We start from the raw sequence: 12,252 nt of genomic DNA on the forward strand, positions 1-12,252 counted from the left end.
GCCTCAGTTCAGCAGGACAGGTGTGATCAGGATGACTAGCGTTGTGCGCTGACCGGAGCCGGTCTGACCGCCCCCCGAGAGGAAATCATTCGGGGTGAAAGCTCCCTGTTTATCGACAGACTTGTTCTGCATATCAGTCCCGGTCAGCACCAGCGTCTGCCCGGACTTCATGTTCACTCTCTGCGTCAGCGCTTCCGTTGTCGTATTTGGGATATCGTTACGTGTGTTCCCGTCTTTGCTGATAAATCGCTCAATCTTGGGTGGGGAGGTGTAACTAAATGCGAACTGCAACTGCACATCGCCGTTGTCCTGGATGTTGGGCAGCATGGTCATGAACAAACCAGTAGTCAGCGTCGTGGTGGTCATTGTTGACGTTACCCCCACATTCGCCGTCGCTGTGGAACTGGAACTGGTCAGGATCCCCTGCTGATTTGAATATTGATACGGCACAGGCGTCAGGTTGGTCGAAGTGCGGGTTTGATTGGTCACCACACTGACGTTCCCTTGTTCATTCAGAGCTTTAATCAGTAGCTGGGAGCCGGAGAAACGAGAAGCACTCCCTGTTGCTGTATCCAGAATAGATAAACCAAGAGAGGACGACGTGTCAGATGCATTGGCAAAACTCCCGTTCAGCGTCGCGCCAAAGCCATGCAATGTCTTATTGACCAACCCGACATCCATGCCCAGGTTGAGATTCCGGGTCTGAGTGAAACTCAATATTTGTATATTTAGTTGTACCTGCCGGTTGAGCACCCGGTTCTGATATTCAATGTAGCGACCAACGCGACCCAGCACTTCGGGCGTATCAGTCACGGTGAGCGTACCAGTAGCAGAGGACAGCCAATAACGCCCATTTTTCGGCGTCAACATGTTCTCAATAGTTTTGCGGATATCTTCGTACAAGTTACTACTTAAATCAGTGCTCGTTTTTTGTGCTGAACTGACATCCCCCGTGGTCCCGGAGGATGTACCGCCTCCAGACCCCAATTGATTACCCGAACCAGAGTTGATCGACGCTGAGCTGTCAATTTTGGTATTGAGTATCACCAGCTGATACGTTTTGGTGTCGAGCTGGTAAAAAACAATGTTGCCCTGCTCACTACGCCAGGACAATCCGAGCCGACTGGCAATCATGTCAAGCAAGCCATGCAACTCTCCCTGCCATTTCAGGCCGGATACCGTTGCAGCAGGCAAGGCCACCGCAGTGGACTGGGACGTACCGCTTATCTGCTGCAAAGGCACCCGACCGTTATCACTCGGTGCTGGCAGCGTGCCACTCATTTGTTGTGTTGGTGTATAGCTGACATTACCTGAAGACAGCGCCTGGAAGGCATCTGGCGTGATGGTGACTCGCACGCCACACAGTGCAGTAATGCGCTGTCCCAGTTCCGGCAGTGTTATACCGTCTGGCCGGTTAATCACAACCTGACAGGATGGTACAGACTTATCTTCAGGGGTTGCCACTACCGGGGTGACCGGTTTGAGATTAACCCAAGGTTTCTCCGACCAAACCACAGTGGGGTGAGACGCCTCCTGGCGACTTTGAGCAATACGCTGTGCAGTATCGGCACCAGTTGTAATATCCCGCTCCATTTTGTTGATCTCAGACAGCGAACACCCGGCGAGGATCATCGAGACGGCCATACTGACGGACGCCCGACGAAAAAAATGCTGAACACGGCTGGATGGCATCCGGCTCTCCTTAATTCAGGTAAACAACATTGCCTTCCGCCACACCAGCCGGAAGAGCAAGATTCATATCGGTACCGTCCGCCATGAGCAGTCGCCCACGGGTCACCGTGAGTGCAAGGGCGGAACGGGTAGAAAGACGTGAAAGGGCCGGAACCAGCCCAGGCATATCGGCGCTCCAGATCCACAGTCGGCCACCACTCATAGCGGCATGGATACGGCTATCCGGTGCAGGAACCAGACTGAACTGGCTGAGTGAAAGTTCACCGTCAGGCAGGCTCCGGGTGTAACGCCAATTGTTTATTGCGTCAGCAATACGCAGCATGTCCGACGCCACAAACGCTGCCGTATAGACTTCAATCTGTGCGGCGTATTGATTGCGATCCCGAAGCTGGACGCTGCTGACCAGCAACATAAAGACCGTCGCTATAGCGGCAATGGCGTAGCCCATCTCAGCGACCAGCCCCTGAAACGGGCGTATCACTGACAGAAACCAGGCATTGCATCCTGCTGGCTTCGGCAAACAACGGTTTCTCCGCACGCCGATACAGATCAAAAATCTGAACCAGTACGGATTCAAAATTGCCGTGGAAAGACAGCGGCGCATCGATGCGGTAATCGACAGCCACCGGCCAGATAACTACCCAGTTACCACCGTTCGTATCGCATTTGGCCTGTGTAGCCCATTTCGTCAGTGTCTCTTTCAGTGTCGAACCAACGTCAGCTTTCCATGTCGGTCCTGTCTGTGCTGCTGGCACCAGTGATGAAGACAGTTTCATAGGCACAGGGGGAGTAGCAGCCGGTTGAACACTTGCTGCAACAGGCGTTTGCGTTTGTGTGGGGCGAGCAGACTGAGGTTGTACCGCTGCCGCCGGTGCCGGAGGTAACGCCGTGGTAGGTACATGAGTTGTTCCCCCTGACACTTTCTGCGTAGCTTTCTGTGCAGAGTTAGCACTGACCTTCTGGTTCGGGTTATACGGCGGCAAATCAAATGATTTAACCGGTGCCGATGCAGCCGTTGTTGCTGTTGAAGCAGCAGTTGTAGACGAGGGCTGAGTGCTCAGTGTTTTAGCCGAGGGTAACGGTGGCAGCGGCTGGGAGTCTGGTTTCAGCAGGAATTTCTGCGGTGATTGAACGGTTGAAGCAGTTGCAGATACGGGGGCCGAAACGGTTTTGGCAGTAGCGACAACAGGTGTGGATACAGCAAATGAGCGGTATTCATCACGGAGTACAAAACAGATTTCGCGGTTCACTTCATCGATGCGCAGTCGCCATGCCTGACCGGCAACAATCTGCAATGCTTCGCTAAGGCGAACGGGACCGATAGACCGTTGAACAGCTGGCAATGGGCGGCTCAGCAACTCAGAGAAAACGGGAGAACTGGATGGACAGAGGGAATAACCAGACTCCAGCAACAGGTAACGAAACCCGTCACCGACCGATTTGACAATCGACGTCGGCATCGTGATATCGACTATCTGATTCAGCGGATCACGTTGCGAATCCGCGGGCCGGGTATTGACCAAGGTGTAGCGATCGTAACGCACCACTTCAGGTGAGCGTTGATAGATATCATTTACGCGGGGGGGAACCCGATAGGGAGATGGTTGGGGCGTTTCAGCGCATGCAGAAAGCAGCAATGGCAGCGAAAGCGCTGATAATATTAACGTTTTTTCCATCCAGTTCCACCGTCAGATTGTTCTCAAAATGAGACTGTATTCTGACCAGCAGGCAATAACGGACAACGCTAAACTATGTATGTAAAAGATAAAAAAACGCCGGAAAACCGGCGTTATCATGAAAAAAGACTACGTATTCTTATTCTGGATAAAAATCGGGATTAACAGCCTGCTCAAATGACCAGGGACAGTTAGCCGGGAACAATCCACGATTCAGGCCGGTTTCACGTTCGGCACCAATTACCGCATCCCCATAGGCATCAGCGATAATATCCTGGAGCCGGGACTTGAGGCTCGGGTTCTCGGACAGAACACGCGTTGCTTTGCGGCGCTGTTCCTCTATTGTCAACTGCCAGCTTTTTCCACGATGGCTCGGCTGGTATTCCCACTTCAGCAGATGCATAAACAACACCTGAAGCCGGGACTCCAGCTCACGTCGTTCGCTTCGCCCCATCGCTTCAATTTCCTCCAGCAGGTTATGAACGTCTAACTCAGCCAGACGGCCAGAGCGTAACAAACTCGCCTGCTCCTGAGTCCAGCCGTAAAAGTCATTATCATAACGGATTGTCATATATCCTCCCCTGAGCTGCGGGCATACCCACCTTGATGCCCTGAGTCTGTCAGAGAAAAAAAAGTTAGTCAAAAATAGCAAAACGCCGGAAAACCGGCGTTTTAAGAAGTAAAAAAATGCTCTGCCAAAGGACAGTACCAAAATTACAGAATTGACAAAACTTCCGGATGTTGACGCCAACGGCGGTCGACATCAGCTAGCAACATGACTCTGACAGATTCCCATAGCCTTTCAGCGACGTAAGAATAGTCATCCGATGCTTCGAGTTCAGCCTCGCGATCTATTTCGTCACATTTGGCACGTAAATCTGCAGATTCAGCATCACTCTGAACCGGTTTAGTCCATCGAATTCCATTAGTATATACAGCACACAGAACGAGCCGATCAAAACGGTCATGAATCTGTATATACTTGGGATGAAACTTATTAGTATTTTCTAATCGGTCATTAACCTCTGATGTTACTCGGTCAACAACCTCCGTGATTGTTGCACCTGTTACCCGAAAAGATGCATCACGAAAAACTAAATCATCAGCGAACTCTTCATTGTTCACACGATACTCAATCTGACCGCTAACAACAGCAACAAATTGTTTGTTAAACACATCCTGACGCAATGCGACACCAGGCTCATAAGGTGTATGCAAAAATACGGTATTGTTCATGGAAAGTTCTCCAACTATAAAAATTAATACGGAGAACTCCCAAACTGGGAAATTCTCCCAGTGGGAAGTAGAAAAGAAAAAGGCACCAAACATCTGGTGCGCTTTTCATAAAAGTCATTAAGAAATGGCATAAAGCGCATGATTTGGCATTGCCAGGCCGAGGCCGGCGAACGGTATGTCGTCGTCAAAATCCATCGGGGGTTCATTCCCCATGGATTGAGCTGGCGTTCCGCTCATTGCCGGTGCTGCAGGCTGCTGAGGTTGCCCCCAACCTGCATTCGGGTTACCACTGCTACCACCGTTGTTAGCTTTACCCAGCATTTGCATTGTGCCCTGCTGAGTGACGACTACTTCGGTTGTCCAGCGATCAACGCCACTATTGTCCTGCCATTTTCGTGTACGCAATTGGCCGTCGATATACACCTGAGAGCCTTTGCGCAGGTACTCACCGGCGATTTCCGCCAGTTTGCCGAACATTACTACCCTGTGCCATTCAGTACGCTCCTTTTCCTGGCCAGACTGCTTGTCACGCCAGGATTCTGACGTTGCAACCTGAATTCCAGTCACAGCAGTACCGTTCGGCATATAACGGACTTCTGGATCCTGCCCCAGAAAACCAATCAGAGTAACTTTGTTAACACCGCGTGCAGACATGATTCATTCCTCGAAAATAAAGTTTAAAGAGGAACACACCATCAGGTGGTATGTTCCTGACGGTATGATTACGAATCGGTTCAGAAAGAATCAGCAGGGTATTGTTTATCCTGCAGAGATTCATTCTGTGCCAGCGATGTCGTCGTAGAGTTTTCAGTCTGGTCAACCATATCTTTCCGTGTGTTGATGTTACCGATGGTGACAATCAACATCAGCAAGCAAAAGACTACTGGCAGACTCAAAAAACCGTTCAGCGTCGAGACTATTGCCAGGAAACTGATCAGAGTAATTTTGTTAACACCGCGAGCCATGATTCATTCCTCAAAAAGTCAAAATTTGAAGAGGAACACACCATCAGGCATGTTCCTGATGGTGTGATTCCGAATCGGTTCAGAAGGAATTAGCAACGTATTGTTTCTGCTGCTGAGCTTCGTTCTGCGCCGGCGGTGTTGTAGACGTCGGCTTTTCAGCCTTATAAACCGTCTCTTTCCCAATTTTGATAAAGTCGATCTTGATCAGACGGGAGCGAAGCGCGATGCGATCTTCACCAGCGTGTTCACCACTTTTCAGCGTGAACACCTCAGAAGACAGACCACTGAGGACAAAGCCAATCAGTACCTGCTGTTGTTCATCAACCGCTTTTTGACAACGGTTGACCAGCTCCACCGTACTTTTGCCCGATACAGTCACGTCAAAACGTATATACGACGCGTTATCCGTTGGACCGGACAAAGCGTTAATCACAGCACAGGTAAAAGGGCCTTTATCGCCAGAGACCTGACGAATATTGGACAGATAACCAATACCTGTGGTGTTGAGATTAAAATACTGAGTTTCAGTTGCTGTGGATGATTTTGCTGATGCAGTCATGATGTTTCTCCGGAGTAAAAAGATGTCATGCGGAAAAACATTCATTCCCGACGGGAAAAATGTTTCCCGCAGGAAGTCAGACTAAGCGCTTAGACTGACTGCTAAGTTGAAATGACCTTAAATGCTGTTGTGCATTCGCCGTTCTCAAAGGTTAAACGGCTTTACCACCTGTTAAGGCGATCATCTTCCAGGTCACATAACTCGCTCAGATGAGGGGTATGCGGATGATCGTTATCGTGTGACTACCCGAAAGCGCCCCTCTCAAGTCACCAGGGCATTGGCTGTTGTCAAAGACAACGAAGGTTCGCCTTAATCATTAAACCGGGAACAAGTTAAGTCAACAGTGGTAGGGTTGGATAATTATTCATCCGCCGAAAAAAAATAACGGCGCAGAGTAGTCACCTACCTGCGCCGTTATTTAATCTAATTTTCACCACAATCGCTGTAAATGATGTGCTCCGCAGCGCCCTCCAGGGCTCAGACACCGGTTTCACGGAGTTTTGGTGCCTCATAAACTCGCCCGGTGTGTGTGGGTAGGCGGTTCATCACGTTGCTCCGACAACCTGAACCTGGCATATAAACAGAAAACAGGCAGGGACCGCAACGACGGGGTGTGTACTCAGCTTCTTCAGAGCCGAAATGAAGATAGCCGAAACACCCGCGTTACACAATCAGTTAATTCTCAATCAATTCTGCTTTTTATTGAATGACTTGGATGACCCCGAACGGTTTCGGCGCTTATTATTAGCACCAGAATCGACAATCCCTTTACAGGTTGGATAATTTTCACACCCGTAAAACGTCCCACCGGGCCCTTTACGTAATCGCGTTCGGCCGCCACATAGAGGACACTTAGGTCGTTCCGGAATACGAATGGTAAAAGCCTGCTGTTTACCCTGCTCAACCAGTTGATTGACCCATCTCAGTTGGCGATCGACAAACGAATCCAGAGTCATCTTTCCGGCCGCAATGTCATCAAGCGCCTGTTCCCACAGCGCTGTCATTCCTACCTGCGTTAGTGCCGCCGGCAGCGCATCAACCAGGTCACAGGCCGTATCAGATGCATGCAAATGGTTCCCTTTTTTAATCAGGAAGCCACGTTTCATCAATACATCAAGAATCCCGGCCCGGGTGGCTTCGGTACCAAGTCCTGCATTATCGCGCAGGACTTTCTTCAATGCCGGATCATCAACAAGTCCAGCAGCGTTCATCATTGCCGCAATCAACGTCTTGAATGAATACGGCTGAGGAGGCTTGGTCTTCAGCGCCTTCAATTCAGCTCCACGGATACCACACACGGCGTCTTTCGTCAGCGGCGGCAAAGAAACAGCAGCCGCCTCATCATCACGTTCATCGCTATCTGATACAGCCGCCTGGCCAAACAAGGTCTTCCAGCCTGGAACAACGGTCACCCGGCCACTGGTTCTGAATAGCTGCCCACCGATATTGAATGATGCCCGGGTTACATCCATTTCCAGCAGAGGCATAAACTGAGCCAGGTAATGCGTACGGATCAACGTATACACATTCCGTTCAGCTTCATTCATACCTGCAAGATTGCACTTATGCGGGGTGGGTATAATCGCGTGGTGTGCGGTGATTTTCTTGTCATCCCATATACGGGAGCGAAACGAGGGGTCAATAGAATCAATGACCGGGGCCAGTGACGGATCTGATTGCTGTAATGCTGATAGAACGTGCGGAACCTCCGACAGCATGGATTCGGGAAGGTAACCACAATCGGTTCGCGGGTAGGATGTCGCTTTGTGGGTTTCATACAACGCCTGAGTGATATCCAGAACCTTTTGCGGAGAGTACCCAAAACGATCGGCACAAACCTTCTGCAACTCTCCCTGGCTGAACGCCAGCGGCGCTGGTATTTTTTCCCGTTTCTTTTCGACATCCAGGATTACTGCCTTTCCGACCGTCAGGCAAAGCTGACGAACCTGCTCGGCTACCGCTTGATTTATACAACGCTTTTCACCGTCGGTATACGCCGCAGCGGCAACCCACTCAGCCGGAAACATTACGCCACCCGACTCCAGCTTAACATGCACCTGGAAATACGGTTTGGGAACAAAAGTGGCAATCTGTCTGTCACGACGGACCACCAGGGCCAGTGTCGGCGTCTGCACCCGGCCAGCAGACAACACGCCATCGTACCCAAGCTCGCGTGCTTTCAGTGTATACAATCGACTGATGTTCATACCAATCAACCAGTCGGCTCTGCCGCGTCCGAGACCTGCATAATACAAATTCTCCGTCGAGTTCCCAGGCCGGATGTTTGCGAGTGCCTTACGCACACTCGCCTCATCCAGGGCTGACAGCCACAGCCGTGATACCACACCATTAAACCGGCAGTACTCCAGCAGTTCCCTGGCAATGACTTCACCTTCCCGATCCGCGTCAGTAGCTATAACCACTTCATCGGACTGCTTTAATAAACGGGTAATCACTGCAAACTGGTCGGCGGTATCTTTCTTTACCACCATCTGCCACTGCCGGGGCAACAGAGGCAGCACGTCCAACCGCCAGGGTTGACCATACTGCTCGCCGTACATTTCTGGGGAAGCATTTTCCAGCAAGTGACCGACAGCCCAGGTCACCACGGTATCGGGGCCGGACAAAAAGCCCTGGCCACGCTTTGATGCCCCGAGTACCGCCGCAATGTCTCGTCCCTGTGAGGGCTTCTCACACAGGAACAACCTCATGATGGTACCCCAACAGAGTTATGTCCTCCCTGGCTCTGAAACGCCTTCATTTTGGCGCGGATTTCATCGTTCAGTGGAGCACAGAACGATGCACGTCGGCTGCCATCCAGGATGGCCGGATTGAGTTCTTTCAGACGGTACGAACTGAGCGCTTTTTGGTAGGCCTCCGAGTTGTCCATCACATCCTGCCGGGTAACGGGTCCTGCGCGGTAACCCTGAACAATGGCATAAATGGCACGCAATATCCGCGAGCCATTTGAAAGATACTCATCACGCGAATTGCGTGAGATAAAGCCGAAGTGGTATGCCTGAAGCACTTTCTTAGCATACTGATCGAAGCCGACCAGCAAATACACACAGCGATAGCCGAAGGGCGTTCGGCTGAAAACCTGAATATCAAGAGGCTCGCGGCTGACAACGTCAGTAATGTGGACCCCAGCAGGCACAGCCACAAGCACACGATCCAGCGTACTGACATAGCTATTCATCTTGAGAAACGCGGACTGAATAGCCAGGTCCAACTTGTACAGAACGTGATCCGCGAACGGGTTATCCGCCAGTGAGGCGTCATTAATTCGTCCAGCCGCCGCGATAAACATTGGCATACTGGGAATAGTGAACTTCACCCGTTCGTTATTATCATCAAAAATCGCCCGGCGTCCCTCCCACAGGGAAATAGCATAGTTGGTGTGGAGTTCAATTTTTAACTCGGAGACCAGCGCACCAGCACGTGCGCGTGACGGCAATTCATCTTTTTCAGTTTTTTCAGTCATATCGATTACCTTTAAAATAACCACAGACTGAAATAGTGTTGAATCTCATGCACATCCAACAACACGAAAATCAAAACGGCGCAAAACAGATTAATGGAAAGGTTATTTTTTGTACCGTGTTGCGCCCCGCAACACGGTACATTTTTCAATCACATCGATTATCCTGAACCATTCACCTACACAGCGAGCTACGCTACAACAACATCATTGGTTGTTTTTTGTACTTGCTGCCACTGGCAGCAAGGTTGTTTTTTAATCAATTCGATTATCACGGCCACTCTCCTGTCTGGCAACCCCTCAGGCAACAGCAACATTGATTGTTTTTTATACTTGCTGCGCCCCGCAGCAAGGTTATTTTTTAACCAATTCGATTATCACGGGCCACTCACCTGTCTGGCAAACTCTCAGGCAACAGCAACATTGATTGTTTTTTATACTTGTTGCGCCCCGCAACAAGGTTATTTTTTAACCACCACGGCGTTGAGCAAGATGTTGCCGGAGATCTGAGACCAGGCGGCTCACCGCCTCCGGAGATGCTTTGACCAGATCACTTTGTAGTACTGGCGATGGTGTTGCAGACTGAGTCTGGTCTGGAGAATACGCAGGTTGTTCACCAGGTCGTGCAGATACGGATGTCTCTGACACGCTGCTAGGGACAACAAGCTCCCCTTCACGGGCCCGCTTCAGCATGGTCAGCATCCAGCCCAGCGGATTCCTGACACTACCCCGGCCAAGTTGGTCAGACAGCATGGTCAGCAATGTGGTTGCCGCAGATTCCGGCAATGCAAGCAACTGTCCCTGCAGCATGTCGGCATCCTCCGCTGTAATTTTTTCACGCAATGCGTCAGGCAATACGTACGTTTTTTTATTCACACTGTGTGTGATAGTACGTACGTTACAGTTCGAATTTCGAACTCCGGTGTAACTCCTTGTTTTTAGACTGGGTTCGGATTCCGAACTCGGTGAATCTGACCTTTCTTTTGTACTCAGTTCGGATTTCGAACTCAGTGAAATAGATTGATTTTTAACCTTTATTTCTCCCGATTCGGATTTCGAACTCTGTGGGAGAGTACTGCGTTTTAATGCCGCCATTTCAGCGGGTGACGTCGGTTCACCTAGGCGGGCATTTATCGCCGCCAGGCTGGAATGACGATGACGCATCGTCGGGTCGTTCAGTATCTCCTCCAGAACAACACGAGCCGTCATCCGGACACTCTTATTTTTGTGGTTGCAGCTTTTCGCCACCAGGTCCAGCCAGCCCGGGTCAAACATTTCTGCATCGCGACAGCTCAATGGTTCATCATGCTGAGCATAGATATTGCCGCGCACACGCCCCTGCGCGTCACGAACGCGCTTGCATAAGCTCAGCCACCCTGTTATCCGGAGCATAAGCAGCGCCCTGCTGACAGTTTCGCGCGATGCCTTTTCGGCATGCGGTGATGCCAGTTGCAGTTGCAACTCGTCGTACGATGGAAATACAGCACCACTGTTCTGCTGTGCATACAGGCGTATCATGACCCATGCTGTTTTATCCAATGGCGACAAGCGTGTATCGAGAAAAAGACGCCTGGGGACGGCATCATGCACATTGCCGAGGAACAGCAGACCGCTGCGCTCTGTCGTGACATCATCCATGCGTTGTTCGATGCTTGCCTGCATACGTGACAACGTAAATTCAACGATGCTGTCCGGCGGTAATCCCGTCATCGTTGCCCTCTCATAGTGAAACGGGGCCTGGATGGCCCCACTGATTATTGGTTATTTTTTGATTTCACGGTTATATGTAGCATGTTGCAGCAGGTACCATTTACGGCCCCCATCCTTGCTCAGCAGTCGCCAGAATGGGCCGATATCGATTTTCAGATACCCCTGCGCGGTCAACCGTTTGCAGAATCCACGTTCGCCGGTTTTGAACCGCTGTAGCAGATTTGTGGCCTTGCTCTGCGTACAATGTGGAACAGGCAACCCTCGGGGCATGACGTCAAATGGCATATCCATATCCAATATCATGACTGCTCCTTGTTCTTGGCTCGGGCTTCCCGACAGAACACCTGCACCCTGATCCATACCGCCGTCAGAGATATGTTGTTCTGCTCAGCAGCCAGCATCATGACATCGAGCGCCTCATGTGAATCCGCATTTGATATTCCGGATTTCTGCCAGACGTGCCAGATTGCTGCATCTGTCTCTTCATCTGGTGACTGTGTGCGCCCCTGCCGGGTCTCGATACCGTGTAAACGACGACGCGCGGATACCTCAGCAGTCGTCATCCCAAAATACGCCTGCATCATTTCAATCGACCCGCCGAGCGCAAGAGCGCGATCGATGCGCTGCATCCTTTTTTGCTCATTCCGCGCCTGATTCATCATTAAGTGAAGATTTTCGTGGTTAACTTCAAAATTCAGAACCGATACATGACTGTTCATCAGGTAATGCAGGTCATCAACGGTCAATTGGTTCAGCATTCGGATTTCCTCAGCTGTCAGCCCCAGTGACTCACAGCGGCGGACGTTGCCGCTCTTGAGCTCCATTAATATGTGAGTTAGCAGGGAGTTAGTTGCCTGCGACAAATTTTGGCTCATGAGAGACCTCCCATCAGGTAAATAACTGAAACCCATGCCATTACGCAGGCACCCAAAA

13 protein-coding genes are annotated in these 12,252 nt (G+C 50.7%); all 13 read right to left on the reverse strand.

Going from position 1 to position 12,252, the window contains the following annotated elements; all coding sequences use genetic code 11:
• Nucleotides 1-3: 3 nt before the first annotated feature.
• The 13 genes from LF929_RS16150 to LF929_RS16210 all read right to left on the reverse strand — a co-directional run bounded on the left by LF929_RS16150 (nt 4) and on the right by LF929_RS16210 (nt 12,194).
• Nucleotides 4-1,692, reverse strand: coding sequence for a PilN family type IVB pilus formation outer membrane protein (locus LF929_RS16150; RefSeq protein ID WP_226066798.1), 1,689 nt, complete (start codon nt 1,690-1,692; stop codon nt 4-6).
• A 10-nt stretch (nt 1,693-1,702) separates the two neighbouring features.
• Nucleotides 1,703-2,173 (reverse strand): type IV pilus biogenesis protein PilM, encoded by a 471-nt coding sequence (pilM, locus tag LF929_RS16155; RefSeq protein WP_226066799.1) that lies wholly within the window; start codon nt 2,171-2,173, stop codon nt 1,703-1,705.
• On the reverse strand, nt 2,142-3,368 hold the full coding sequence (locus LF929_RS16160; RefSeq protein ID WP_226092975.1) for a TcpQ domain-containing protein: 1,227 nt from the start codon (nt 3,366-3,368) through the stop codon (nt 2,142-2,144). The genes pilM and LF929_RS16160 overlap by 32 nt, the downstream gene beginning before the upstream one ends.
• Before the next feature lie 139 nt (nt 3,369-3,507).
• Nucleotides 3,508-3,939, reverse strand: a complete 432-nt coding sequence (locus tag LF929_RS16165; protein ID WP_024108354.1) for a DUF29 domain-containing protein — start codon at nt 3,937-3,939, stop codon at nt 3,508-3,510.
• A gap of 143 nt (nt 3,940-4,082) precedes the next feature.
• Nucleotides 4,083-4,697 (reverse strand): hypothetical protein, encoded by a 615-nt coding sequence (locus LF929_RS16170; RefSeq protein WP_226092976.1) that lies wholly within the window; start codon nt 4,695-4,697, stop codon nt 4,083-4,085.
• Between the two features lie 24 nt (nt 4,698-4,721).
• On the reverse strand, nt 4,722-5,258 hold the full coding sequence (locus LF929_RS16175; RefSeq protein ID WP_226092977.1) for a single-stranded DNA-binding protein: 537 nt from the start codon (nt 5,256-5,258) through the stop codon (nt 4,722-4,724).
• Between the two features lie 80 nt (nt 5,259-5,338).
• The gene (locus tag LF929_RS16180) at nt 5,339-5,569 is read right to left on the reverse strand and encodes a hypothetical protein (protein WP_226092978.1); all 231 of its coding nucleotides are present in this window, start codon (nt 5,567-5,569) and stop codon (nt 5,339-5,341) included.
• Between the two features lie 79 nt (nt 5,570-5,648).
• A complete protein-coding gene (locus LF929_RS16185; protein ID WP_226066806.1) occupies nt 5,649-6,128 on the reverse strand; it encodes an STY4534 family ICE replication protein in 480 nt (159 codons plus the stop codon).
• Between the two features lie 686 nt (nt 6,129-6,814).
• A complete protein-coding gene (locus LF929_RS16190; RefSeq protein WP_226092979.1) occupies nt 6,815-8,839 on the reverse strand; it encodes a DNA topoisomerase III in 2,025 nt (674 codons plus the stop codon).
• Complete coding sequence (locus LF929_RS16195) at nt 8,836-9,612, reverse strand: PFL_4669 family integrating conjugative element protein (RefSeq protein ID WP_226092980.1); 777 nt, start codon at nt 9,610-9,612, stop codon at nt 8,836-8,838. Before LF929_RS16195 ends, LF929_RS16190 begins: the two co-directional genes overlap by 4 nt.
• A gap of 465 nt (nt 9,613-10,077) precedes the next feature.
• Nucleotides 10,078-11,319, reverse strand: coding sequence for an STY4528 family pathogenicity island replication protein (locus tag LF929_RS16200; RefSeq protein WP_226092981.1), 1,242 nt, complete (start codon nt 11,317-11,319; stop codon nt 10,078-10,080).
• 51 nt (nt 11,320-11,370) lie between these two features.
• Nucleotides 11,371-11,622, reverse strand: a complete 252-nt coding sequence (locus tag LF929_RS16205; protein WP_226092982.1) for a hypothetical protein — start codon at nt 11,620-11,622, stop codon at nt 11,371-11,373.
• Nucleotides 11,619-12,194, reverse strand: a complete 576-nt coding sequence (locus LF929_RS16210) for a DUF2857 domain-containing protein (RefSeq protein WP_226092983.1) — start codon at nt 12,192-12,194, stop codon at nt 11,619-11,621. The genes LF929_RS16205 and LF929_RS16210 overlap by 4 nt, the downstream gene beginning before the upstream one ends.
• Between the last annotated feature and the right edge of the window lie 58 nt (nt 12,195-12,252).

It is taken from the genome of Dickeya oryzae (assembly GCF_020406815.2).
In the GTDB taxonomy this organism is placed as follows: Bacteria; Pseudomonadota; Gammaproteobacteria; order Enterobacterales; family Enterobacteriaceae; genus Dickeya; species Dickeya oryzae.

What these genes read in the sequence shown, in the direction of transcription:
- LF929_RS16210 (WP_226092983.1), bottom strand. Translation starts at nt 12,194, where the DNA reads ATGAGCCAAAATTTGTCGCAGGCAACTAACTCCCTGCTAACTCACATA.
- LF929_RS16165 (WP_024108354.1), bottom strand. Translation starts at nt 3,939, where the DNA reads ATGACAATCCGTTATGATAATGACTTTTACGGCTGGACTCAGGAGCAG.
- LF929_RS16200 (WP_226092981.1), bottom strand. Translation starts at nt 11,319, where the DNA reads ATGACGGGATTACCGCCGGACAGCATCGTTGAATTTACGTTGTCACGT.
- LF929_RS16160 (WP_226092975.1), bottom strand. Translation starts at nt 3,368, where the DNA reads ATGGAAAAAACGTTAATATTATCAGCGCTTTCGCTGCCATTGCTGCTT.
- LF929_RS16150 (WP_226066798.1), bottom strand. Translation starts at nt 1,692, where the DNA reads ATGCCATCCAGCCGTGTTCAGCATTTTTTTCGTCGGGCGTCCGTCAGT.
- LF929_RS16180 (WP_226092978.1), bottom strand. Translation starts at nt 5,569, where the DNA reads ATGGCTCGCGGTGTTAACAAAATTACTCTGATCAGTTTCCTGGCAATA.
- LF929_RS16170 (WP_226092976.1), bottom strand. Translation starts at nt 4,697, where the DNA reads ATGTTTGGTGCCTTTTTCTTTTCTACTTCCCACTGGGAGAATTTCCCA.
- LF929_RS16185 (WP_226066806.1), bottom strand. Translation starts at nt 6,128, where the DNA reads ATGACTGCATCAGCAAAATCATCCACAGCAACTGAAACTCAGTATTTT.
- LF929_RS16195 (WP_226092980.1), bottom strand. Translation starts at nt 9,612, where the DNA reads ATGACTGAAAAAACTGAAAAAGATGAATTGCCGTCACGCGCACGTGCT.
- LF929_RS16205 (WP_226092982.1), bottom strand. Translation starts at nt 11,622, where the DNA reads ATGATATTGGATATGGATATGCCATTTGACGTCATGCCCCGAGGGTTG.
- LF929_RS16175 (WP_226092977.1), bottom strand. Translation starts at nt 5,258, where the DNA reads ATGTCTGCACGCGGTGTTAACAAAGTTACTCTGATTGGTTTTCTGGGG.
- LF929_RS16190 (WP_226092979.1), bottom strand. Translation starts at nt 8,839, where the DNA reads ATGAGGTTGTTCCTGTGTGAGAAGCCCTCACAGGGACGAGACATTGCG.